Source organism: Polynucleobacter sphagniphilus, assembly GCF_029892205.1.
Lineage (GTDB): Bacteria > Pseudomonadota > Gammaproteobacteria > Burkholderiales > Burkholderiaceae > Polynucleobacter > Polynucleobacter sphagniphilus.
The window spans coordinates 566,644-592,292 of record NZ_JARXVX010000001.1 but is presented as its reverse complement, the minus strand read 5'-3'; the positions used below and the strand labels follow the sequence as shown (position 1 = coordinate 592,292).

General features: G+C 46.4%; 22 protein-coding genes and 2 tRNA genes. 2 read left to right on the top strand and 22 right to left on the bottom strand.

Annotated features, from left to right (window positions below):
* Positions 1-4: 4 nt before the first annotated feature.
* Genes M2125_RS03120 through M2125_RS03100 form a run of 5 tightly spaced genes read right to left on the bottom strand, consistent with a single transcriptional unit; the run spans position 5 to position 7,494 of the window.
* Positions 5-853, bottom strand: a complete 849-nt coding sequence (locus M2125_RS03120; protein ID WP_076023238.1) for a 3',5'-nucleoside bisphosphate phosphatase — start codon at positions 851-853, stop codon at positions 5-7.
* Between the two features lie 9 nt (positions 854-862).
* Positions 863-1,966, bottom strand: a complete 1,104-nt coding sequence (gene zapE, locus M2125_RS03115) for a cell division protein ZapE (RefSeq protein ID WP_277539808.1) — start codon at positions 1,964-1,966, stop codon at positions 863-865.
* On the bottom strand, positions 1,967-3,403 hold the full coding sequence (lpdA, locus tag M2125_RS03110) for a dihydrolipoyl dehydrogenase (RefSeq protein WP_076023236.1): 1,437 nt from the start codon (positions 3,401-3,403) through the stop codon (positions 1,967-1,969).
* A 12-nt stretch (positions 3,404-3,415) separates the two neighbouring features.
* On the bottom strand, positions 3,416-4,597 hold the full coding sequence (odhB, locus tag M2125_RS03105) for a 2-oxoglutarate dehydrogenase complex dihydrolipoyllysine-residue succinyltransferase (RefSeq protein WP_280742459.1): 1,182 nt from the start codon (positions 4,595-4,597) through the stop codon (positions 3,416-3,418).
* Positions 4,598-4,638: 41 nt separating this feature from the next.
* Positions 4,639-7,494 (bottom strand): 2-oxoglutarate dehydrogenase E1 component, encoded by a 2,856-nt coding sequence (locus M2125_RS03100; RefSeq protein WP_076023234.1) that lies wholly within the window; start codon positions 7,492-7,494, stop codon positions 4,639-4,641.
* A 297-nt stretch (positions 7,495-7,791) separates the two neighbouring features.
* Here M2125_RS03100 and M2125_RS03095 point away from each other — a divergent pair, with 297 nt between their 5' ends.
* Entirely contained in the window at positions 7,792-8,493 is a 702-nt protein-coding gene (locus M2125_RS03095; protein WP_076023233.1) for a helix-turn-helix domain-containing protein, read from the top strand.
* A 59-nt stretch (positions 8,494-8,552) separates the two neighbouring features.
* On the opposite strand, the gene M2125_RS03090 is transcribed toward M2125_RS03095, so the two are convergent.
* From M2125_RS03090 to M2125_RS03010, 16 genes are all read right to left on the bottom strand, one after another.
* Entirely contained in the window at positions 8,553-8,840 is a 288-nt protein-coding gene (locus M2125_RS03090; protein ID WP_076023232.1) for an H-NS histone family protein, read from the bottom strand.
* 190 nt (positions 8,841-9,030) lie between these two features.
* Positions 9,031-9,432: a PaaI family thioesterase gene (locus M2125_RS03085; protein ID WP_277539810.1), complete on the bottom strand. Its 402-nt coding sequence runs from the start codon at positions 9,430-9,432 to the stop codon at positions 9,031-9,033.
* A gap of 36 nt (positions 9,433-9,468) precedes the next feature.
* Positions 9,469-9,545 (bottom strand) — tRNA-Pro (locus M2125_RS03080).
* A gap of 25 nt (positions 9,546-9,570) precedes the next feature.
* Positions 9,571-9,921: a MerR family transcriptional regulator gene (locus tag M2125_RS03075; RefSeq protein WP_076023230.1), complete on the bottom strand. Its 351-nt coding sequence runs from the start codon at positions 9,919-9,921 to the stop codon at positions 9,571-9,573.
* A complete protein-coding gene (locus tag M2125_RS03070; protein WP_076023229.1) occupies positions 9,899-10,222 on the bottom strand; it encodes an integration host factor subunit alpha in 324 nt (107 codons plus the stop codon). Before M2125_RS03070 ends, M2125_RS03075 begins: the two co-directional genes overlap by 23 nt.
* A gap of 62 nt (positions 10,223-10,284) precedes the next feature.
* Positions 10,285-12,744 carry a phenylalanine--tRNA ligase subunit beta gene (gene pheT / locus M2125_RS03065; protein WP_280741922.1) on the bottom strand — a complete coding sequence of 820 codons (2,460 nt, stop codon included), beginning with the start codon at positions 12,742-12,744 and terminating at the stop codon, positions 10,285-10,287.
* 23 nt (positions 12,745-12,767) lie between these two features.
* Positions 12,768-13,814: a phenylalanine--tRNA ligase subunit alpha gene (pheS, locus tag M2125_RS03060; protein WP_076023227.1), complete on the bottom strand. Its 1,047-nt coding sequence runs from the start codon at positions 13,812-13,814 to the stop codon at positions 12,768-12,770.
* 17 nt (positions 13,815-13,831) lie between these two features.
* A complete protein-coding gene (gene rplT / locus M2125_RS03055) occupies positions 13,832-14,197 on the bottom strand; it encodes a 50S ribosomal protein L20 (RefSeq protein WP_076023226.1) in 366 nt (121 codons plus the stop codon).
* A gap of 24 nt (positions 14,198-14,221) precedes the next feature.
* A complete protein-coding gene (gene rpmI, locus M2125_RS03050) occupies positions 14,222-14,419 on the bottom strand; it encodes a 50S ribosomal protein L35 (RefSeq protein ID WP_076023225.1) in 198 nt (65 codons plus the stop codon).
* Between the two features lie 129 nt (positions 14,420-14,548).
* A complete protein-coding gene (infC, locus tag M2125_RS03045; protein WP_420875821.1) occupies positions 14,549-15,082 on the bottom strand; it encodes a translation initiation factor IF-3 in 534 nt (177 codons plus the stop codon).
* Between the two features lie 33 nt (positions 15,083-15,115).
* A complete protein-coding gene (gene thrS, locus M2125_RS03040; protein WP_076023223.1) occupies positions 15,116-17,038 on the bottom strand; it encodes a threonine--tRNA ligase in 1,923 nt (640 codons plus the stop codon).
* A gap of 137 nt (positions 17,039-17,175) precedes the next feature.
* Positions 17,176-17,252: transfer RNA gene (locus M2125_RS03035), tRNA-Val, on the bottom strand.
* A gap of 21 nt (positions 17,253-17,273) precedes the next feature.
* On the bottom strand, positions 17,274-19,280 hold the full coding sequence (locus tag M2125_RS03030) for a RelA/SpoT family protein (protein WP_076023222.1): 2,007 nt from the start codon (positions 19,278-19,280) through the stop codon (positions 17,274-17,276).
* Between the two features lie 64 nt (positions 19,281-19,344).
* A complete protein-coding gene (locus M2125_RS10920) occupies positions 19,345-21,201 on the bottom strand; it encodes an alpha/beta fold hydrolase (RefSeq protein ID WP_338130171.1) in 1,857 nt (618 codons plus the stop codon).
* A gap of 35 nt (positions 21,202-21,236) precedes the next feature.
* The gene (locus M2125_RS03015) at positions 21,237-21,887 is read right to left on the bottom strand and encodes a CoA transferase subunit B (RefSeq protein ID WP_076023220.1); all 651 of its coding nucleotides are present in this window, start codon (positions 21,885-21,887) and stop codon (positions 21,237-21,239) included.
* A 46-nt stretch (positions 21,888-21,933) separates the two neighbouring features.
* A complete protein-coding gene (locus M2125_RS03010) occupies positions 21,934-22,629 on the bottom strand; it encodes a CoA transferase subunit A (protein ID WP_076023417.1) in 696 nt (231 codons plus the stop codon).
* A 155-nt stretch (positions 22,630-22,784) separates the two neighbouring features.
* Here M2125_RS03010 and M2125_RS03005 point away from each other — a divergent pair, with 155 nt between their 5' ends.
* A complete protein-coding gene (locus tag M2125_RS03005) occupies positions 22,785-24,455 on the top strand; it encodes an electron transfer flavoprotein-ubiquinone oxidoreductase (RefSeq protein WP_280742458.1) in 1,671 nt (556 codons plus the stop codon).
* Positions 24,456-24,476: 21 nt separating this feature from the next.
* Here M2125_RS03005 and M2125_RS03000 read toward each other — a convergent pair whose 3' ends face one another.
* Positions 24,477-25,640: an MFS transporter gene (locus tag M2125_RS03000; RefSeq protein ID WP_076023218.1), complete on the bottom strand. Its 1,164-nt coding sequence runs from the start codon at positions 25,638-25,640 to the stop codon at positions 24,477-24,479.
* Positions 25,641-25,649: the final 9 nt, after the last annotated feature.

Here is a 25,649-nt window from a genome sequence, read left to right as displayed (position 1 = left end):
TAGGTTAATGCAATACAGACCAAATCGGGGTCAGGTTATCTGGGAGCAAAGGCAATACACCCAAATCAATATGGCTTTCATTTGGATCATGAAAATCAGACCCACGCGAGGCTAGGAAGCCATATTGCTGGGCTATTTTGCCGTATGTTTTATATTGATCGGGGCTATGACTACCAGTAATCACCTCTATACCCAGTCCACCCAGCTCCTTAAAGCGGATGAATAACTGCTCCATCTGCATTGCATTAAAGGAATATCTACCGGGGTGGGCAATCACCGCTACTCCGCCTGCCGCCTTGATCCAAGCAAGAGCATCTTCAAGCTTGGCCCACATATGCGGCACATAACCGGGCTTATCTTCGACTAAATAATTTTTAAATACCTGTTCAGTATTTTTGCAGATACCCTGCTCCACCAAAAAACGCGCAAAGTGGGTTCTCGAAATCAAATCATGGTTACCGGCAAAATGGAGTGCGCCCTCATAGGCGTCTGGTATTCCGGCCTTGAGCAATTGCTCAGCCATGAGCTTGGCGCGATTTCCGCGACCATTTCTCGTTTGACGCAGGCCTTCCACTAAGCCGGTATTGTCTGGATCAATTCCAAGCCCAACGATATGGATCGTTTGCCCCATCCAAGTCACTGAAATTTCAACGCCACCCAGATACTTCATTCCAAGGGCTTTGGCGGCATCTGAGGCACGCTTTTGTCCGCCTAGCTCATCATGATCAGTTAAAGCCCACAAGCGCACACCATTGGCATAGGCGCGCTGAGCCAATTCTTCGGGAGTTAAAGTCCCGTCAGAAACGACCGAGTGGCAATGCAAATCGGCATTGAGGCTTAAATTACTGATCATTGGCCTATTTTAGGTCAAGCTGGTGTCAATTACCCGACGCGGAGCATCCAAGTAGTCTCGAGACTGCATTTCTATCAAGCGGGAGACAGTTCTGGAGAATTCAGCCGTAATTTGACCCTCTGTATATAGCTCGGGGGCATCGACTTCGGCGGAAATGATTAATTTGACCTTATGGTCATATAAAACGTCAATCAGCCAGATAAAGCGCCGTGCCTCATTGGTCATCCTGGGAGGCATATAGGGCACCCCAGACAAAATAACTGTATGAAAGCGCTTTGCAATCTCGAGGTAGTCGTTTTGAGAGCGCGGACCACAACACAGCGTATTAAAGTCAAACCACACTACCCCATCACCCATGTGCAAAGGCTTTAATTCGCGCGATTCAATATTTAAACTGGGATTAGAAGGCTCTTGCTGGTTACCAATTAAGGCGTGAAACATCTCCAATAAACGGGCATCGGATTGCGCATTTAAAGGAGCTAGGTAGGCCTCCACTTGCGCCATCTGTACACGACGATAGTCATTGCCAGCATCTACATTCAAAATATCAAGCTGTTCTTCTAGCAGCTTGATGGCAGGCAAAAGGCGATCACGATGCAAGCCATTTGGATAGAGTTGATCGGGGCGATAGTTAGATGTCATGACAAACTGCACTCGATCAGCAAACAAGGCGCTAAGCAAGCGATACAAAATCATGGCATCCGCAATATCGTTGATATGAAATTCATCAAAACAAATCAAACGATAGCGTTTTGAAATGCGTAAGGCAAGCTCGTTTAAGGGGTCGGCCAAACCAGATAACTCATGTAGCTCACGATGAACTTCACGCATGAACTCATGAAAATGAATGCGTATCTTTTTTTCTAATGGGGATGCAGCAAAAAAGCAATCCATTAAAAAAGATTTGCCGCGCCCTACCCCGCCCCATAAATATAAACCGCGAGGAAGTTTAGGTTTAAAGAGTTTCTTTTTTAGCCTATTGCTGCGGATTTCTTTATAAGCAATCCACTCGTCTTCACAGACTTGCAAACGTTCGATAGCAGCAAGCTGCGCGGGATCTGTGTGATACCCGCGCGCCTTTAACTCTTGATGGTAATACTCTAAAGCCTTCAATTACATGTTTAATGCGCGTTTATCTGTCGCCAAAGCTGCCTCACGAACTACTTCAGACAGACTTGGATGCGGATGACAGATACGTGCAATATCTTCAGCAGCCGCTTTAAATTCCATTGCAACCGCAGCTTCAGCAATCAAATCGGATGCATTAGCACCAATAATATGAACACCCAAGATTTCATCGGTATTCGCATCAGCCAAGACCTTAACAAAACCATCGGCACGACCCATGCCCAATGCACGGCCATTGGCAGCAAATGGGAACTGGCCTGGCTTATAAGCGCGGCCTTCAGCCTTGAGTTGTTCTTCAGTTTTACCAACCCAAGCAATTTCTGGATCGGTGTAGATCACCCATGGAATACAGTTGTAATCGATATGGGGTTTTTGACCAGCGATCACTTCAGCAACTAAGACACCTTCATCTTCAGCTTTGTGTGCCAACATGGGTCCGCGCACAACATCACCAACTGCATACACACCCGGCGCAGCTGTAGCACAAGTATGATCATCAATAGGAATAAAGCCACGCTCATCGACTTTCAAACCAATCTTGTCTAGTCCAAGATTTTCGGTATTTGGCACCCGTCCAACGGAAACGATCAAACGATCACATTCCAACTTACTGGCCTTTCCAGTAGCATCGGTGTAGTTCACTACTACACCCTTCTTGTCAGCTTTTACTTCACCAATCTTGACGCCAGTGCTGATGTTGAGGCCTTGTTTGCTCAGTAACTTTTGCGCTTCTTTAGCAATGCCTTGATCACAAGCACCCAAGAAAGATGGCATTGCTTCCAAAATAGTCACATCAGAGCCCACGCGACGCCACACAGAACCTAATTCCAAGCCGATGACGCCGGCACCAATCACACCCAACTTCTTAGGTACCGAATCAAACTTGAGGGCACCCTCGTTATCGCAGATCAATACATTATCAACAGCAATACCTGGCAAATGACGTGCTTTAGAGCCAGTAGCAATAATCACATTTTTTGTAGTGACAGTTTCTTTATCCTTGCCATCAATCTTCACTTGATAGCCATCAGCCGTTTTGCCCTCGAAAGAAGCGTGGCCTTTTAATAACGTAATTTTATTCTTGCGGAATAAAAACTGAATACCGCCGGTCATCTTAGTCACGATGTCATCTTTTCGAGAAATCATTTTCTTCGAATCGATACTCACAGCACCCACTTTAATTCCGTGGTCAGCGGCATGGTGTGCAATCTTTTCAAACTCTTCCGAAGATGCTAATAAAGCCTTAGAAGGAATGCAGCCGACATTCAAGCAGGTGCCACCTAGGCGCGGCTCCCCTTTTGGATCATCATAGGCATTAGATTCTGCACAGGCAACTTTAAATCCGAGTTGCGCTGCACGAATTGCAGCGATATAGCCGCCAGGGCCGCCACCAATAACGAGTACATCAAAAGCTTGGCTCATGATCTTCCCTTCTTACAAATCAAGGAGAAGACGTGAAGGATCTTCTAAGGCATCCTTCATGGCTACCAAACCTAAAACTGCCTCGCGACCATCGATGATTCGATGATCATAAGAAAGCGCCAAGTAATTAATTGGACGAATCACAATCTGACCATTTTCGACAACTGCACGCTCTTTAGTGGCATGAATGCCCAAGATTGCTGATTGGGGTGGATTAATGATTGGAGTAGAAAGCATTGAGCCAAATACCCCTCCATTGGAGATAGAGAATGTACCGCCAGTCAACTCTTCAATCGTCAACTTACCTTCACGAGCTTTGACGCCAAACTCAGCAATCTTTTTCTCAATATCAGCTAAATTCATTTGGTCTACATCACGCAAGATGGGCACCACTAAACCACGTGGTGAACTCACGGCAATGCCAATATCAAAGTAACCGTGGTAGATGATGTCATTGCCATCAACAGAAGCATTGAGAAGCGGGAATTTTTTCAAAGCATGTGTAGCCGCTTTGACAAAGAAAGACATGAAGCCCAATTTAACACCATGGACCTTCTCAAATTGATCTTTGTATTTATTGCGCATTGCAATCACCGGCGCCATATTGACTTCATTAAAAGTTGTCAAAATCGCATTGTTTGCTTGTGACTCAAGCAAGCGCTCTGCAATACGAGCGCGTAAACGACTCATGGGTACGCGCTCTTCTGGACGATCGCTCATTGGAATTGGTGCAGTTGCTACAGGTGCTGATTTAGAAGCTCCAGCAACCGCATTCAAGGCATCGCCTTTTGTAATGCGGCCATCTCGACCAGAACCAGCAACCTGGTTTGCGCTTAAATTATTCTCCGCCATCAACTTAGCAGCAGATGGAGCTGCGGCCGCACTAGATTGAGCTGCAGGAGCAGCTGACTTGGCAGGCGCTGGTGCCGCCGCAGGAGCTGCGGCTGCAACGGCGGTACTATCAATTTTTGCAATCAGCTCATCTGCTACTACCGTGCCACCATCAGCAACTACCAGTTCTGTAATTACACCGGCGGATGGCGCAGGCACTTCAAGCACTACTTTGTCGGTTTCGATTTCCACCAAGATTTCGTCCTGAGCAACGGCATCACCCACCTTTTTTTTCCACTGTAACAAGGTAGCTTCCGCTACAGACTCAGAGAGTTGGGGTACTTTAACTTCGAATATGGCCATGATTAATCCTATCTATGTATTTATATTGGTTATGTCGACGATTATTTCGTGATCACATAACCTTTCAGTTTGGCAAATGCTGCATTGAGTAATGATTTTTGTTGTTCTTGGTGAAGATGTGCATATCCGCAAGCAGGAGATGCAGAAGCAGGACGGCCGGCATAAGCTAACTTCATACCGTCGGCCATATTCTCCAAAATATTATGCTGGACAAAGAACCACGCCCCTTGGTTTTGTGGCTCATCCTGACACCAAATCACCTCTTCCAATTTAGGATATTTTTTCAACTCAGCAGCCAATGCCTTATGCGGGAATGGATACAACTGTTCTAAGCGAATAATCGCAACATCGGCAATCTTCTTATCGGTGCGTGCCTTGACCAAATCGTAGTAAACCTTACCAGAGCACATAATTAAACGAGTCACTTGCTTGCCATCAATCGATTCATCACGTTCAGGCAGAATCGTTTGGAAGCCGCCTTTGGTAAATTCAGATAATGGTGAAGCGGCTTCTTTATTGCGCAATAGAGATTTTGGTGTCATCAAGATCAGCGGTTTGCGGAACTGACGAATCATTTGACGACGCAATACGTGAAAGATCTGCGCTGCGGTTGTAGGCTGAATCACCTGCATATTGGTGTCAGCACAGAGCTGCATGAAACGCTCTAGGCGTGCTGATGAGTGCTCAGGACCCTGACCTTCATAGCCGTGTGGCAACATCATCACCAAACCGTTAGCGCGACCCCACTTCACCTCACCAGATGCGATAAATTGGTCGATCACCACTTGAGCGCCGTTAGCAAAGTCGCCAAACTGCGCTTCCCAAATAGTCAAAGTGTTTGGTTCTGCTGCCGCATAACCGTATTCAAAGCCCAATACCGCCTCTTCTGAGAGGATGGAATCAATCACAAGGAATGGGGCTTGATCTTTAGCTACATGACGCAATGGCATGTAAGTACCAGAATCCCATTTCTCACGGTTCTGATTGTGCAAAACAGCGTGACGGTGGGTAAAGGTGCCGCGTCCACTATCCTCTCCAGACAAGCGCACCGGATAACCGCTGGCTACCAAAGAGGCAAAAGCCATGTGCTCGCCCATACCCCAATCAATATTGATCTCACCGCGACCCATCGCTGCGCGATCTTTGTAGACCTTCTCAACTAGCGGGTGTACCTTGAAGTCTTCAGGAATGGTAGAAATCTTCTCGGCTAAACGCTTCCACTCCGCCAAAGGAATAGCAGTATCAGCTTCGTCGGTCCACTTCTTATTGAGGAAGGGACTCCAATCGACTGCAAACTTACCCTTGAAATTACTCAGCACAGGATCAGAGGTTTGTTTACCGGCATCCATTGCAGCGCGATACTCTTTGACCATGAGGTCACCAGTACCAACAGGCAACACACCTTGCGCCTCTAATTTATCCGCATAGACCTTACGCGTACCAGGATGAGCAGCAATAATTTTATACATCAAGGGCTGCGTCATCGCAGGCGTATCTTGCTCGTTGTGACCCAATTTACGGAAACAAACAATATCGATCGCAACGTCTTTATGGAATTGAGTACGGAACTCAACTGCCAATTTAGTTGCCAAAACAACTGCCTCTGGATCATCTCCATTGACGTGTAGCACGGGCGCATCAACTACTTTCATGATGTCAGTGCAATACAAGCTTGAACGCAAATCGCGAGGATCAGAAGTTGTAAAGCCAATCTGGTTATTAATGACGATGTGCACCGTACCGCCAGTGGAGTAACCACGAACCTCAGACATTGCTAGTGTTTCTTGCATTACACCTTGACCAGCAATAGCCGCATCTCCATGGACCAATACAGGCAGAACTTGCTCACCCAACATATCGCCACGGCGCTCCATACGGGCACGTGCTGAACCTTCCACTACTGGGTTCACGATTTCTAGATGGGAGGGGTTAAACGCCAAGGATAAATGCACTGGGCCAGCGGGAGTTGAAATGTCGCTCGAGAAACCTTGGTGATATTTAACGTCACCGGCAGGTAATGTTTCAGGGCCTTTATGTTCAAACTCAGCAAATAAGTCGGTCGGCATTTTGCCCAAGGTATTTACCAGAACATTCAGACGACCACGATGGGCCATGCCAATCACAATTTCTTGAACACCTTTAGAGCCAGCCTCACGGATCAATTCATCCATACAGGCAATAAAGCTTTCGCCACCCTCAAGTGAGAAACGCTTTTGACCAACGTATTTCGCTTGAAGATAGCGCTCAAGACCTTCTGCCGCAGTTACGCGATCTAAAATCTGACGCTTTTCTTCGACATTAAATTTAGGAGTTGAGCGAATCGACTCTAATTTTTCTTGCCACCATTTTTTAATTTTCTGGTCAGCAATAAACATGTACTCAACACCAATGGTGCCGCAATAGGTCTCTCGCAACGCCTGCAATAATTCGCGTAAGGGCATTTGCGTTTTGCCAAAAAAGGTATTGCTAGTGTTGAAGACGATATCCATATCGCCATCAGTAAAGCCATAAAAAGCAGGATTCAATTCAGGGATGTCCGGACGCTCAGTGCGTTTTAACGGATCAATATCAGCCCAGCGGTTTCCAACATTTCGGTATGCAGCAATCAGCTGCTGAACGGCAACGCGCTTGCGCCCCATTTCAGAGTCAGCTGAATCTGAAACAGTTCGGATAGGACCCTGCTTAGCGCGCTCAGCGAAAGAGGCAACAATGGGTCCATGGGCAATATCTGTTCTAGAAGAACCATCTGCCGCCGGAACTTGTTTCACATTATCAAAATAGGCTCGCCAATGATCCTCTACGGAAGTTGGATCAAGCAAATAGGATTCGTAGAGTTCTTCTACGTAAGGGGCGTTTCCGCCGAAGAGATAGGAGTTATCTCTTTGGTCCTGCATCATGATGCTCACCTTTCATCGGGTTTCCCGAATAAAAACTGTGGTTATAACCATCCGTTATGCGGCTCTACCGTTTGGCGGATTGCTCTGTGCAATTACTGGTACTACAGCAGTAATTTAACACGAGTAACCACCCTACCCTAAAGGGCTTTCCCTGATTTTTTACCAAATCGGGGAAAGTACCAAGGAAAACAATTAATAAGAGCTTTCCTACTTCCTTTTAATCGCCTCCTGACAGATTCAAATGAATATGGTTTTTATTCTCTAAATCTTCAAACAAATAAATGGGATTAAGAACATATGAAAGCAATTACCCCGGACTTGGAATATCTCAGTACGCGTCAAAGTGCCAAAGTACTTCAAGTTTCCCTAGGAACAGTCCAAAAAATGGTTGAATTAGGTGAATTAATCGCCTGGAAAACCAGGGGCGGCCACCGCCGGATTCTAGTCAGCTCGCTAGAACAACAACTGCAGAGAAGAAAACGTGCGATGCGCCAAAAGACCACTCAAAAATGTATTGCAATGGGGATATTTAGGCGGATTGAAAATAGTCATGAATTAATGGAGTCAATTCAATTCTGGCAATTGAAGGTTGAAATGGAAATCGCGGTAGATAGCCTGGAGGGATTAATGACAGCTGTTTCTATAGCCCCAGATCTTATCTTTTTAGATGCATTGATTCCACCGGTAGAACAAGTCCATCTGATACATTATTTGAGCAAAAACAAGGATACACAGCGCATTCCTATTTTGGTAGATGAAGGTTTTATCAAACTACACCCTGGTGTGATCAGCTTGGCAGATCAAAACTCCTATGGAATTCCTCTAGAACGACCGGCACAGATCAAGGAAGATCTCGAAAACGGTTTAATCAGCCAAAATCCACTGATTATTGGCTATCCAGCGACTGATTCTGAGGCGGATGCAAGTTTGAACCTACAAAACAGACATGAGCTCTTAGAGCCGATTTTTATACAGGCCCTGGCTAAAAAGTGCCATTAAGGAAATAAAAAAACCGCCTCAGCTATTGAGGCGGCCTTATAGTCTTTTAATTCAGAGGGTTAGATGAGAAAGCTGTTGCGATCTCTGCCTTCAATCCACTTGGGAGCCTTACCGCGACCAGTCCAAGTTTCACCAGTGGATGGGTTGCGATACTTTGGCGCCACTTTACCGCTAGGACTACGTGCACCACCCGCCTTGCGACTGAACAGATCAGCCGCAGTTAAGTCGTATTCTTCAATAATTAATTTTGCTTTTGCAATACCCTCTGCTTTTTCGCGAAGCACTGCTTCTTTGATTTGCTTATCTAATTGCTCACGTTGAGCCAAAAGCTCTTTATAAGAAGACATGGTTTATTTCTCCAAATAATATGTTTTAAACCAGATCGAATAATCTGATTCTAGTAAGAATTATATAGATAATATACAAATAGGCAATATTATATTTAAATATAAGCCTTTTAAATAATAAGATTTTAATATGCTATCGAAGCATTATTAATAATAATTATAAATATTATATTTATTTAATTAATTAATATTATTTCCGCAGCATAAAGGTACCACTTGCCTTAGCGGTAATTTCGCCAGCGGTATTTAATACCACTGCCTCACAGTAATTAACAGTTTTACCGGCCTTGAGGACACTTCCCTCAACAATAATTTTTCCAGTGCTTGGACGCATAAAACTGACAGTCATATCGATTGTCATAGCCCCAAATCCCTCAGAAGTGGTGCTACGAGCAGCTGCACCCATCGCAAAATCGAGGAGTGTCATGATGACGCCACCATGGGCAATATGAAAGCTATTCTCATACTCGGGACGAATCTCCAGGCTAATTCGCGACTTACCGTCTTTGGCATGCTCAGGAATAACGCCCAAGTGATCCAGAAAGGGAATGTTTAAACCAAAGAAATCCGTAGGAGTATGGGTATTTGACATGGGAGACCCGCAAGCTATCAAAATTATGAAGAAGAATGGTCGGGGCGAGAGGATTTGAACCTCCGACCACTTGCACCCCATGCAAGTACGCTACCAGGCTGCGCTACGCCCCGACGAAAGACGAAATTGTATCAGTAACTATTTAGACAGAATCTGCAAAACTGCTTGGAGCTCATCGCGCAAACGTAATTCGCCCCGCGCTTCATCCAATCGATTGCGTGCGCCACTGATCGTAAAACCCTCTTCATAAAGAAGTGAGCGAATCTTGCGAATCAAAACAACCTCATGATGCTGATAGTAGCGGCGGTTACCACGGCGCTTTTGTGGGCTGAGCTGTGAAAACTCTTGCTCCCAATAGCGTAAAACATGGGAACGTACGCCGCATAAATCTGCTACCTCGCCAATGGTGAAGTAGCGCTTTGCGGGTATCGGCGGCAACTGTGAACTTAACAGTCCCGACCCAGCATCAAATTCCGTTTTCTCTAGCATTGGACTCCACTACATCCTTCAGCTTTTGGCTGGCATGAAAAGTAACAACGCGACGGGCAGCTATTGGAATCATCTCGCCCGTCTTTGGATTGCGGCCAGGACGTGCTGATTTATTACGCAACTGAAAATTACCAAACCCAGAAATCTTGACCTCTACACCAGACTCCAAAGACTGTCCAATTCGATCAAAGAATGCATCAATCATATCCTTGGCTTCGCGTTTATTTAAGCCAACTTGATCGAAAAGGGCTTCAGACAATTCGTTTTTAGTAACCGTATCGTTTGTGTTTAATTGGGTCATTGCCGCACTCTTTTTAATGTCTCTTGAAAAACGATTAATTCAAATATTTATTAATACTATACCTAGCGCAGGCGAGCCGCACATTTTTTTTCTAGCGCAGCCAATAAAGCGCTCATCACCGGTTCAATTTGTGCATCCTGCAATGTCTCTTGCGGATTTAATAATGTAACCCTAAATGCTAAGCTCTTCTCATCATCAGCCATAGAGCTCGAACCAGCCTTTGGTTTGAACTCATCAAATAGCTCAATCTTACGAATAAGGGCTTGTTTACTTGCATTCATGGCATCGAGCAAGGACTGAGCAGAAACAGATTGCTTAACAACCACCGCCAAATCACGCTGAACAGCAGGAAACTTACTCAATTCTTCTGGTTGAGGCAAACCCAATTGACTAATCGCTTCTAGATCCAACTCAAATAAAACGGGGGCCTGGGGCAATTCATAAGCTTGCTGTAATCCAGGATGCAGCTCTCCAATCCAACCAATACTCACCAAGCCTTGAGCAGTTTTTAATTGGACTTGGGCGCTACGACCAGGATGCAAGGCCACATGCAATGCAGCTTCAGTAGTGAAATGCAGGGGATCTAAAACGCGCTCAAGATCACCCTTGACATCAAAGAAATCAACCAAACGGTTTTCGCTTGCCCATTGTTCGGGAACAAATGATCCATATGCAAGTCCGCCAATATGCTGTGGCTGATAGAAACCAGCTACCTTTCCAGCCTCCTCTTGAACATGGATATCGCGCTTAAATACGCGCCCCGCTTCAAATAAACGCACGCGTGCTGCGCCACGATTCAAGTTAGCTTTTAGATTGCTAAGCAGGCCACCCCAAAGATTACTGCGCATGACACCGTACTGACTAGCAATCGGATTGACAACAGCAATCAAATCATTGTCAGTTGCACCAGTCAAGCGCTGCTCACTCTCAAGATCGGTAAAGCCAAAATTGACTGCCTCTTGATAGCCTTGTAAAGCCAAACGTTGACGTAATAAATGGATGCCACGCCTTGCTTCTGGCTTAGCGCTCATTTTCAAAGAGGAGATCGGCGGCGTATCAGGGATATTTTCAAAGCCATACATGCGCGCCACCTCTTCGATGAGATCTTCTTCGATCTCAATATCAAAACGATAGCTTGGTGGTGTGACAACAAAAACGTCGTTCGCCTCTTGCTTGAACTCAAAGCCTAGGCGTTTAAATACATCAGCAACAATCTCGTTTGTCAGAGCAATCCCAATCACTTTGACGGCACGAGCCAAACGCATGGCTACCGGCTTGCGCTCTGGCACATTAACCACTTGATCATCCACGGGGCCGGCTTGACCACCACATACCTGGAGAATCAATGCACTAAGGTATTCCAAACAGTTCGCTGTATTTTGGGGATCAACACCGCGCTCAAAGCGATGTGCTGCATCTGTGCTGAAATTAAAACGACGTGCACGACCTTGAATTGCTGATGGCAACCAGTAAGCCGCTTCCACATAAATATCTTGGGTATCGTCTGTTACTGCACAGTGATTGCCACCCATAATTCCAGCCAAGGCAACAGGGCCAGTCTGGTCTGCGACTACGCCTGCATCTTGGATCTTTCCTGAAGAGTCTGGACCCTGCAAAGCAATAGTCTGGCCATTTAACAATTCAAGGGATTCGCCAACTTTAGCCCAACGCACTACAAGATCACCGGACAGTTTCTTAATGTCAAATACATGGGTAGGCTGCCCCATCTCCAGCATGACGTAATTGGATAAATCAACCAAGGGAGAAATGCTTCTCTGGCCAGCGCGCGCTAAACGCTGCACGATTGCCTCTGGCGTTTTCGCTTTCGGATTGACGCCACGAATAATTCGCCCAGCAAAACGACCGCACAGCTGATTATCTTCAATAGAAACTTTGAGCTTATCTGTGACGGACGGCACTGGAGCGGTCCAAGTAGGCGCGCATAAAGCAGCGCCAGTAATCGCAGATACCTCGCGAGCCATACCCATTAAAGAAAGGCAATCGGCTTTATTGGGTGTTAATTTAATAACAAAAATTTGGTCATCTAGATCAAGATACTGACGAATATCTTGCCCAACTGGGGCAACCGAGGGTAATTCCAATATGCCCTCATGGTCATCACCCAAACCAAGCTCGCGACCTGAGCACAACATACCCTGACTCTCTACACCACGGAGTTTTCCGACCTTAATAACAAAGGGTTTGCCACCGGCCTCTGCAGGAGGCAATACAGCACCAACCAAGGCACAGGGAATCTTGATGCCAGCGCGCGCATTCGGTGCACCACATACAATTTGTAGTTCCTGACCAGTACCTGCATTCACTTTGCATACGCGTAAGCGATCGGCATCTGGATGTTGTTCGGCAGACAAAATTTCTGCCACTACGATATTCGTAAAAGCCGGTGCAACTGAATGCTGCTCTTCTACCTCAAGCCCAGCCATCGTCATCGCATGACCTAAGGCATCGCTATCGATAGCAGGGTTAACGTATTGACGTAGCCAAGATTCAGAAAATTGCATAGCTTATCTAAGTGAAGGTCAACTTAGGCAGGAAATTGCGCTAAGAAACGTAAATCGTTTTCAAAGAAAAGGCGCAGATCATCAACGCCATAACGCAACATAGTGAGGCGCTCTAAACCTGAACCAAAAGCAAAACCAGTGTATCGCTCAGGATCGATACCCATATTGCGCAATACATTCGGATGCACTTGCCCTGCCCCAGAAATCTCTAACCAACGTCCAGCCAACTTACCGCTACCAAAGGCCATATCAATCTCAGCGGAAGGCTCAGTAAATGGGAAGTACGATGGACGGAAGCGCACTTGTAATTCATTGGTTTCAAAGAATGTTCTCAAGAAGTCGGTATAAACACCCTTGAGGTCTGCAAATGAAACACTCTGAGCAATCCATAAACCCTCAACCTGATGGAACATCGGGGAGTGCGTGGCATCGCTATCGACGCGATATGTTCTGCCTGGAGCAATCACTTTAATTGGTGGCATGACGTCGGCGTGAGCATATTTTTTAACATGTTCACTGGCATAACGAACCTGAATTGGGCTGGTATGTGTTCGTAATAGCAAAGGCTTCCCATTGGAATCCTTGCCATCGATATAAAAAGTGTCCTGCATAGAACGTGCAGGATGATTCTCGGGGCTATTTAAAGCTGTGAAATTAAACCAATCAGTTTCAATTTCAGGGCCATCGGCAACATCAAAACCAATCGAGCGAAAGATTTCTTCTACACGCTCCCAGGTACGCATCACCGGATGCAAGCTACCTACCGCTTGTCCACGACCAGGCAATGACACATCGATTGATTCAGCAGCAAGGCGCTGCTGCAGAACTGCATCAGCCAAAGCTTGGCGACGCTCATTAAGAGCGGTCTCTACTGCACTCTTAATTTGATTAATTTGGGCGCCAGCACTCTTACGTTCTTCAGGCGACATTCCACCAAGCGCTTTTAGACGCTCAGTGAGAACACCTGATTTACCGAGATACTTGGCTTTCGCGTCCTCAAGAGCTGCCGCATCGGCAGCCCCGAGGAAATCACGTTTAGCATCCTCGACAATTTGGTCGAGAGAAACCATTGCAGCTTATTAATTAGTTAAGCTGCAGCGCTTACTACGGATTTGATCCGAGTAACCAAAGCGGCAAAAGCCTCTTTGTCTCTGATGGCCATATCGGAGAGCACCTTACGATCGAGTTCGATCGATGCTTTCTTCATACCATTCATGAATACGCTATAGGTTAGGTCGTGCTGACGAACTGCCGCGTTGATACGGGCAATCCACAAAGCGCGAAATACACGTTTCTTATTACGACGGTCACGGTATGCATATTGACCAGCACGCATAACCGCTTGCTTAGCAATACGGAATACGTTTTTACGACGTCCACGATAACCCGTTGCGGCATCGGTGATTTTCTTATGACGGGCTCTTGCTGTAACCCCACGTTTGACTCTTGGCATTTAGTTCTCCTATCTAGTCTGAGGTTAAGCGTAAGGAAGCATAGAGCGAATTGACTTAACGTCTGACTTCGCAACTTCAGTTGAACCACGCAAGTGACGCTTGTTCTTTGTGGTTTTTTTCGTGAGGATGTGGCGTTTGAAAGCCTGTCCTCGTTTAATCGATCCGCCTGCGCGAACCGTGAAGCGCTTTTTAGCGCTACTCTTGCTCTTCATCTTGGGCATAAAGCACCCCTTCATCTGCATGTGCAACATAGGTGGTAACCGACGGTTACTCTTCCTGTACCTAGAAACACTTCCAACAACCAGTGTCTTGCGACACCTCCCTACTTAAACAACAAGCATTACTACTTGTTACTTAGCCTTACGAATTGGGGCCAATACCATCACCATCTGACGACCCTCCATCTTCGGAAACTGTTCAACTTGACCATACTCTTGCAGGTCCAACTTCAAACGTTCCAACATTCTGACTCCGATTTCTTGGTGGGCCATTTCTCGACCCCGAAAACGAAGCGTAATCTTTGTTTTGTCGCCATCTTCCAAAAAACGGATTAGGTTGCGCAGCTTCACACCGTAGTCACCATCGTCAGTGCCGGGACGGAATTTAACCTCCTTCACCTGAATCACCTTCTGCTTAAGCTTCGCTTCATGCATCCGCTTAGCTTCTTGGTACTTGAATTTGCCGAAGTCCATGATGCGGACTACAGGTGGCACAGCAGTTGGAGCAATCTCAACCAAATCGGTCTCTTTCTCTTCTGCCAAAGCCAAGGCTTCACTCAACTTAACTACACCGATGGGCTCACCATCCATTCCAATCAGACGCACTTCAGGAGCAGTAATTTCCCGGTTAATGCGCTGCGATTTATCAGTAGCGATCTTCTTAATTCCTTTAAAAAAACAATAAAAACCGTTCCACCCCTAGCTAGGCTCGGGTCCGACTTTCTGGGATATATCCTGCTGGAGTCGGGCAACGAAGGCATCAAGAGGCATTACACCTAGATCAACTCCGCCACGGGCACGAACGGCCACCGTATTACTTTCACACTCTTTATCGCCAACAACTAGCAAAAATGGAATCTTCTGTAATGCGTGCTCGCGTATTTTATACGTAATTTTCTCATTCCGCAAATCAGATTCGACTCTAAACCCTTGTTTTTTCAGAGATTGCTGAACTTGTTGTGCGTATGCAGCAGAATTTCCTGAAATATTAAGAACTACAGCCTGGGTTGGAGCAAGCCAAACCGGCATGTTTCCAGCGTGATTTTCGATCAAAATACCAATAAAACGCTCTAAAGAGCCCACAATTGCCCTATGGAGCATCACTGGGGTCTTGCGGCTGTTGTCTTCGGCGACATATTCAGCACCTAAACGGGCTGGCATGGAGAAATCCACCTGAATCGTGCCACACTGCCACGTACGCCCAATGGAGTCTTTTAGGTGATATTCGATTTTTGGACCATAAAAAGCACCCTCACCTGGTAATTCTTCCCATTCCTGGCCAGATGCCTTTAAAGCGCCGCGAAGGGCTTCTTCAGCTTTATCCCAAATGGCATCGTCACCAACGCGCTTAGCAGGACGTAAGGCTAGCTTTACAGCAACCTCGGTGAAACCAAAGTCTTGGTAAACAGCACGAACTGCTTTATCAAAAGCAGCAACTTCAGATTGAATTTGGTCTTCCGTACAGAAAATATGACCGTCATCTTGCGTGAAGCCACGCACGCGCATCAGACCATGTAATGCACCTGACGGTTCATTGCGGTGACATTGACCGAACTCACCAAAACGTAATGGCAGCTCACGATAACTATGCAAACCTGAGTTATAAATTTGTACGTGGCCAGGACAGTTCATTGGCTTTAATGCATAAGCACGATTCTCCGACTCCGTCGTGAACATATTTTCTTTGTAGTTTTCCCAGTGGCCTGATTTTTCCCAGAGCCCTCGATCCAAAATCTGCGGCGCTTTGACTTCTTGGTAACCCTCTTGCTGATACACGCGACGCATGTATTGCTCAACTTCTTGCCAAATGGACCAACCTTTTGGGTGCCAGAAAATTAAGCCTGGCGCTTCCGATTGAAAATGAAAGAGATCAAGCAATTTGCCGAGACGTCGGTGATCACGCTTTTCGGATTCTTCAAGCATGAGTAAATAAGCATCCTGGTCTTCTTTGCGCAACCATGCAGTACCGTAAATACGCTGCAGCATCTCATTCTTACTGTCACCACGCCAATAAGCGCCTGCAACGCTTTGCAGCTTAAAGACCTTCAGTTTGCCAGTAGATGGCACGTGTGGGCCACGGCATAAATCAGTGAACCTGCCTTCAGCATACAAAGAAACATCTTCGCCCTGTGGGATGCTGGCAATCAGTTCTGCTTTGTAGTTTTCACCCTGCTTCTTGAAAAACTCTACCGCGTCATCGCGTGGCATTACGGTGCGTGTTACTGGCTCATCTTTTTTCGCGAGCTCAGTCATTTTCTTTTCTAAAGCAACTAAGTCATCTGGCGTAAATGGGCGGTGATATGAGAAGTCATAGTAAAAACCATTCTCGATCACTGGACCAATCGTGACTTGCGCTTCTGGGAATAGTTCTTTAACAGCGTATGCCAATAAGTGCGCTGTAGAGTGGCGCACAATCTCAAGCGCTTCCGGACTTTTATCAGTGATGATGGCTAATTGACTATCTTTATCAATGACAAAGCTGGTATCCACCATCTTGCCATCAACGATACCGCCTAAAGCAGCTTTTGCAAGACCACTACCAATGCTTTGGGCCACATCCGCTACGCGAACTGGTGCCTCAAACTCACGTTTTGATCCATCGGGCAGAGTAACTACAAGCATGATGACCCTATCTTATTTGCTTATTTACTGAACTTCATAACAGACATCTTTCCCAAAAAGAAAGCGCGGTAGCTTTGGGGCATCCGCGCCTCTTGGGCTTTCCCGGTTTGGGTATTCCCTTTTGGGTCTTTATTCGTTGGTAGGCTCGATTGGACTCGAACCAACGACCCCCACCATGTCAAGGTGGTGCTCTAACCAGCTGAGCTACGAGCCTATATATCAGACCAAGAGTTTATCACCGGCGGCGCACTTGGGTCACCCCTTTGACTTCTTCAAGGCTGTTTTGGACTATCCGCAGCACTTCAGAATCCTTTACCTCCACCGTCAACAGGATCTGTGCCAAGCCTTTTCGGGCGGATTTACGCAGGTCAATCACGTGAATGCCTTGCCGCGTAAGGATTTCAAATAACTCGCGCATTAACTCCGGGCGGTCCAGCCCCGTGACAGCCAGGTCGGCCGGAAAGACTCGCTTTTGATCATTTTTACTATCGCTAGCAGCTGATTGGCTCCATGCCGTTTGAATCACCCGCTCAGGCGCCCTTTCTAATAAGCCCTTAAACGTTTTGCAAGCACGGCGGTGAATCGATACACCTCTACCCTGGGTAACAAACCCAGCAATCGAATCGGGTGGGACAGGACGGCAGCAGCGCGCCAATTGAGTTAACAAGGAATCCACGCCAACCACCAAGACATCACCACCCTTGACCTGCTTATGACTACTATGGCGCAATACGATTGCTGGTGTGCTTGGCTTAGCATCAGACTTTAAATCTACCTTGACCTCAGACGCTTTGCTGCCCTGCCCTGCCTCTTCATCGTCAAGCGCATTAAACCAAGCTCGCACACGAGTTCGAGCCCTATGGGAGCGCAAGTAATTACGATCGGGGCTAATCCAATCCCGCGATGGGCCACCGTGCTTAACCGCAATGATTTCAATGGTTTGTCCATTTTGTAAAGGCGTATCCAAAGGAACCATGGCGCCATCTACTCTAGCCCCACGACAGCGATGACCCAAATCGGTATGTACTGCATAGGCAAAGTCGATAGGTGACGAACCCTTTTCGAGTGAGATTACTTTTCCCAATGGCGTAAGGACATAAATATGATCGTCGATCTCGTGATGCTTGAGTTGCTCCCAAGCATCCTCTTTCCAAGAAATTAATTGCCTAGCCCAGGCAATTTGTCGCTCATAAGCTACTTGGGCACTATGTGTTCCGGTTGCATGATGAGGATTGGCGGTATTACTTGATTTTGCTGGCGTTGCCATGCCAACATAAGCACCCTCTTTATAGCGCCAGTGCGCAGCCAGGCCATACTCCGCTTGTTGATGCATCTCATGAGTACGAATCTGAATTTCAAATGCAGTGCCATCCTCATCCATTACAACGGTGTGCAGGGATTGATAGCCATTAGGCTTGGGCCTTGCAATGTAATCATCAAACTCGCGTGGCACAGGTTGCCAGACATTGTGCACAATTCCCAAAATGGCGTAACACGATTTGACATCGTCTACCATTACTCGAAACGCGCGCACATCGTATAAGTTAGCAAAGTCTAAGGACTTTCCTTGCATCTTTTTCCAAATGCTGTAGATGTGCTTAGGGCGACCAAGCACTTCCCCTGCGATATTGACTGCACTTAATTCCTCTTTGAGGCGAGCAACAATCTGCTCAATAAAAGCTTCTCGCTCAATTCTTTTGGCATCGAGCATTTTGGCGATATCACGATAAATCTGGGGGGATAAAGTCCGGAATGCTAAATCTTCCATCTCCCACTTCATTTGCCAGATACCCAGTCTATTGGCCAATGAAGCATCAATATCAAGAATCTCTTGTGCCCATGGTGCAGGCATAGGGATCTTCTCTTGGGTAATCCAGCGTAGAGTTTGCAAGCGAGATGCCAAGTAAATTAAGACGACCCGCAAATCATCACCAAAAGCCAAAAGCATTTTGCGCAGCATTTCTTCCTGGCCGGAAACGCTTAGCCCACCATCTTCCCGAACTAACTTAGCTTGCGCCTGACGTAGGCCGCGATAACCAATTAGCAACTTGGCGGGCTCTTCACCAATTAATTTAACTAAGGATTCTTTACCATGTGTACGGGCAATATTTTTCGCCGCCAATAGTGTGGCCGAATCCAAATTCAACATTTCCAAAAGCGTCACTACTCCAGCAGCATGCTGCTCAGCAGGCTCACCATACCAGCCGTCGACTATTTGAATTTTTTGAGTTGAAATTGCCATTACCGCTTCCGCTATTCCTCAATCATGAATCTCTCCCGAAATGAATCTAAGAAAGAGTAAAAGATTAGCTAAAGAATTCTTTTGCTAAAGCAATCTGCTCCGTCTTGACAAAGGCGGGAGCATGACCAACACCGGGTATTTCAATCACTCTTGCATGTGGATTGACTTTGCACATTTCTGCAGCCGTAGCCGATGAGAGTAAATCCGAATTCCCACCCCGCACAATCAACATAGGACAGTGAATTTGCTTGAAGGCGTGCCACATAGCAACTTCACCCGCTTTTGCCATGACTGGGTTAATAGAGGCAAATGGAACCGAAATCGCTGGGTCGTAATGCATTACCCACATTCCATCTCGCTCAACCAACATTGGACCGTTATAGATTTCCCACTCTTGGGGGGTATGCTCGCCAAAGGTGGTGCAAATTTGATTAAGGCGTTCCAATGCGTCTGCCCGATTAGCAAATGCAAAAGGCTGGCCAACATAGGAACCTAAGCGCTTGAGTGACTCGGGCTCAATTCGCGGACCCACATCATTAATGAGCATGCGACGAATAGGCGAATTTGGCATGGATGCATAAACTATCCCAATCAAGCCACCCATTGAGGTACCAAACCAATCAACATGAGATACGCCTAAATGCTTCACAAGGCTCATCATGTCGGCAACATATTGGGGCACCGCGTACAGCATTGGATTACTTAAGCGATCCGAATTTCCACGACCAACGATATCAGGACACACCACGTAATAGTCTTTGCACATTGCTTGCGCAAGCGTATTGAAATCGCTACCACGCCTTGTCAGGCCATGAACACAAATCAATACCCTGGGATTCTCAGGATTACCCCAGGCGTGGTATGCCATGCGATGCACGCCCTCACCCTCACCACACAGCACATAAAGGGTATCGCCGCAATGTTCAACATGTTCATGGGCATGATCATGCTCATGAACATCATCTGGGCCAATTTGTTCTGGTTGCAAGGTGACGTGGTCAATGCCGTATTTTTCAAGCAGCATCACACGAATGCGCGACATAATTTCGGGCCATTGATGCATATCTTCAATTTCAATATGGCCAATCAGGGCTGGAAAATTTGGCGTCATTTCCCATACATGCAAATCATGCACGGCTGATACCCCCGCAATTTTTTTTAACTCACCCCCTACCTCAAGGTAATCAATATGCAGTGGAACCCCTTCCATCAAAAAATGGAAGGACTCATGCAGAATCGAAATGGTCGACCTCAGAATGAGCAGCGAGACCAATATCGAGAGAATGGCATCAATTGGCATCCAACCAGTAAATTGAATGATTAAGCCTGCAGCCAAAGCAGCTACTGATCCAAGAAGATCGCCCATCACATGGACCAAGGCTGCGCGTGTATTGACACTGCGCTGATCCCGAGAAAGCACCAAGGCCACTACGATATTCATGAGTAAACCAATCGCTGCGACCACGGAAACGGTATAACCATCAACGACGTGTGGTGTATAGAAACGACTAATAGCCTCAATCACAATCCACGCTACCAATACAAGCATGGCAATACTATTAACAAAGGCTGCCAAGGCCTCTGCACGACCAAATCCAAATGAATGTTTAGATGATGGTGGTCGCCGAGAAATAATTTGTGCAAAGAGCGCCAAACCTAAAGCAGCGGCATCAGTCACCATGTGACCGGCATCTGAAATCAGCGCAAGGGAACCAGCGAAATAGGCTGCTGCACCCTCAACTACAGAAAACCCTAATGTTAAAACGAGTGCGATGAGAAGCAGGTTTTGATTTGAAGCTTCTTTTGTATGGCAATGCTTTGCATCCCCTTTTTTATGGGCATGCAAAGCGGGGTCACTCTCTACAGCCCGATGAGAGTGATGGTGTTTTTTTCCGTGGGAATGATGATGGAAGCCAGACATGGTGCTTCCATTATTCCATCAATTGGATGCAGCAGTTAGAAACCAGTAGTGTCAACAGGGGCGCCTGTTTTGGCAATCACTTCTTCCTTGCTGACGCCAGGCGCCAATTCAACTAGTTTTAAACCCTTTGGAGTGATATCCAATACGCACAAATCAGTAATGATGCGACTAATCACGCGCAGGCCAGTTAAGGGCAATGTGCATTTGGGCAGAATCTTGATTTCTTCAGTGCCGTCTTTTTTCTTAGCAACGTGCTCCATCAGCACGACCACGTGCTTGACTCCAGCAACCAAATCCATGGCCCCACCCATGCCCTTCACCATTTTTCCTGGAATCATCCAGTTGGCAATATCACCGTGTTCACTGACCTGCATTGCACCCAAGAAAGCAATATTGATTTTGCCGCCACGAATCATTCCAAATGCATCGGCAGATGAAAAAATGGAGGAACCTGGCAGGGTTGTAATAGTTTGCTTGCCGGCATTAATCAAATCAGCATCTATCTGATCTTCCGTTGGAAAGGGGCCGATTCCCAACAGACCATTTTCAGATTGAAGCCAAACTTCCATTCCGGGCGGCACATGATTGGCCACAAGGGTTGGTATACCAATTCCGAGGTTTACGTAATAGCCATCTTTTAACTCTTTAGCAGCGCGTGCTGCCATCTCATCTCTATTCCAAGGCATATCGATCTTCCTTAATATCTATCAGTACTGTATGAATGGGCCGCAATTAAGGGGCCAAGGTTCTTTGTTCAATGCGCTTCTCAGGATTTTTGTTCACCACCAAGCGATGCACATAAATTCCTGGAGTATGAATTTCCGCTGGATCCAAATGACCGTTCTCAACAATCTCTTCGACCTCAGCAACGGTGATCTTGCCAGCCATTGCTACGACTGGATTGAAATTGCGAGCAGTGTGTCGATACACCAGATTACCCGAACGATCAGCTTTCCATGCCTTCACTAACGAGATATCGGAAACAATCGAACGCTCCATGATGTATTTCTCACCATCAAATTCTTTTTCTTCTTTACCCTCAGCAACCAAAGTACCAACACCAGTCTTCGTGTAAAAAGCCGGAATACCGCAACCTCCTGCGCGCAACTTTTCAGCCAAGGTTCCTTGTGGCGTAAATTCCAACTCGAGTTCACCTGCTAAGTATTGGCGCTCAAACTCTTTATTTTCTCCAACGTATGAAGCGATCATTTTTTTAACTTGGCGGGAGTTCAGCAAAATACCTAAACCAAAACCATCTACCCCAGCATTATTAGAAACAGCCGTCAAATTTTGAGCACCCAAATCTTTGACCGCCAAAATCAAAGCCTCTGGGATTCCACACAAGCCAAAACCGCCAACAGCCAGTTTTTGACCATCCTTCAAAATATCCCGCAAGGCTTCTACGGCCGATGGGTAGGTTTTATTCATAGCTTTTCCTAATATTGCCAATAAGAGTAAAAAACCAATCATAACGCTTTAGCCCTTCGGGGCAACCCTAGCAGGCACCAAGCTGGGTTTTTTGGCTCAGAAATAAACTATGATGGCTGTAATACCCAATTTTTAAGATATCTCGGAGAATTTGCATGAACGCCCAGGAATTACTCGAACAGTTTGGTCCAAGAGACTCAATGGACTACGACCTGGTAATTGTTGGGGGTGGGCCAGCAGGTCTATCCGCAGCTATCAAAGCAAAGCAGCTTGCCAATGAATCCGGTAAAGAAATCAGCGTTTGCGTCCTAGAAAAAGGCTCTGAAATCGGCGCGCATATTTTGTCTGGTGCAGTGATGGATCCTAAAGCACTTACGGAACTATTCCCGAACTGGAAAGAGCTTGGCGCACCACTCAATACCGAAGTAAGAGCAGACCAATTTTTATTTCTTACCGCAAATCAATCTTATCAAGTCCCTAACTGGCTTTTGCCGCATTGTTTTAAAAACGAAGGAAATTACATTGTTAGCTTGGCTAACATTACTCGCTGGCTTGGCGAGCAGGCAGAAGCCCTCGGCGTGGAAATTTTCCCTGGGTTTCCGGCGGCACAAATTTTGTACGATGAGCAAGGTGCGGTGTGTGGCGTTATTACTGGCTCTATGGGTCTGGATAAAGAGGGGCAGCCCACCGACCAATTTCAACTGGGCATGGAACTGCGGGCCAAATACACCTTATTTGCTGAAGGCTCACGCGGACATCTAGGCAAGCAATTGATCTCTAAATATGCCCTGGATAAGGATGCCGATCCACAAAGTTACGGTATTGGTATTAAGGAGCTTTGGGAGATTGAGCCCTCTAAGAGCAAGCCTGGATTAGTTGTTCACACAGCAGGCTGGCCCTTAGACAGCGATACGTACGGCGGCTCCTTCCTCTACCACCTGGGCGATAACCAGGTTGCAGTAGGCCTGGTGGTTGGTCTTTCATATAAGAACCCCTACCTCTCCCCTTTTGAAGAGTTTCAACGCTATAAATTACATCCAAAAATTCGCGAAACTTTTGAGGGTGGTAAACGCATTGCCTATGGTGCTCGTGCCCTCACTGCAGGGGGTCTTAATAGCCTGCCCAAAACAATCTTCCCAGGTGGCGCCTTAATTGGTGACGATGCAGGCTTCTTAAACGCCTCCCGCATCAAGGGCAGTCACGCGGCCATTAAAACCGGCATGTTGGCAGCGCAAGCTGCTGTAGCAGCCATCAATGAAAATCGCTCTGCTGACTTACTAACCACCTACCCACAGTCATTCGAGCATAGCTGGCTACATACGGAACTGAACCAAGCCCGCAACTTTAAACCTTGGATGTCTAAAGGCTTGTATATGGGCACCATCATGGTTGGCCTTGAACAAAAGATTCTCGGTGGCAATATGCCATGGACAATCCATTTAAAACATACAGACCATGAGTGCCTCGAACCAGCTGCCCTGCATAAACCAATTAATTATCCAAAGCCTGATGGCAAGCTTACATTTGATCGCCTTTCATCTGTATTTATTTCTAATACCAATCACGCTGAAAATCAACCCATTCATTTAACCCTCAAAAATGCCTCTGTTCCGGTTGATATCAATCTCAAAAACTATGCAGGCCCAGAGCAGCGTTACTGCCCTGCTGGCGTTTATGAATACATCGAGACTGATGGCAAAGCGCGCTTGCAAATTAATTCGCAAAATTGCGTACATTGCAAAACTTGTGACATTAAAGATCCTACCCAAAATATTATTTGGGTAACGCCTGAAGGTGGTGGCGGCCCTAATTACGCCTCGATGTAGGGAACCTACAACAAGGCGTCCCTACTCTTTGCGCAAAGGGTAGCGGCGCGGCCTTAGTTTTTGAATTGCCATGCCCGCCAGAGCGCATGCCAGTGCAGACATAACGAATACATCTCGCGGCTGGAATTGATCCCAGATCCAGCCAGCACACAAACCACCAAGTGTTCCCCCCAATCCATAGGAGACGGTAGCCATCAGCGCTTGACCCCGAGCCTGCAATGGTCCAGTAAACCAGCGTTGCAATAACTTGGTTGCAGCACTGTGGTGCGCTGCAAAGGTCCCCGCGTGCATAACTTGAGCCAAGATTAATACCCAACTTACAGGAAAGAAAGCAATTAATACAAATCGAATCACGCCAATCCCAAAGGCGCCCTGCAAGACCACCTCTGAGTCAAGGCGACTCAGTACCTTACTTTGATAAAAAAAGAAGATGACTTCGGCAAAAACCCCGAGCGCCCAAAATAATCCAATTTGAAACTTGTCATAACCCAAATTTGCCAAGTACAAAGAATAGAAAACATATAAAGCGGCATGGGCAAAAACCATAAAAAATCCAGATACCAAAAACCAACGCACATCTGGATTCAAGAGTACCACCAATAGTTCGCCCTTCACCATTTTATGACGCTCGCGTTTAGGCTCATGTAAGCGAAATGTTACGAGCGCCAGAAAAATCAGCACAATTGCACCAACGAGTGGGTAGTACTCAATTCCCATTCGCTGAAAAAGATCTCCAGCAAATAGCACCATCGCTATAAACCCAATGGAACCCCAGAGACGCAGGCGGCCATAACGCTTATCAAAAGAGTTATCTCTGAATAAAGCATGCACGGTTGCTGACTCCCCCAAAGGCATCAAACTACTGAGAATCGTGTGGAGAATAAACATCCACAGAAAAAAAGCGAGGTAGGTGTGCAAGAAAAAAATGGCCAAAAAAACCAATGCAGCTAAGCAAGCACAAAATCGAATAATGCCAATTCGGTTGGAGAGGTAATCAGATAACCAACCCCAAGAAAATGGTCCAATGATGCGAGTAATTTGGAGCATCGACATTAAGACCGCGATCTCCATGACAGAAAAGTCGCGACCTAAGAAAAAGAGGCTGGCGTATGGAGAAACCAAGCCAACATAAGCAAAATATAAAAAGAAAAAGGACCCGAAGGCCCAGCGCACAGAAGGCGTCATTTTTCTTTT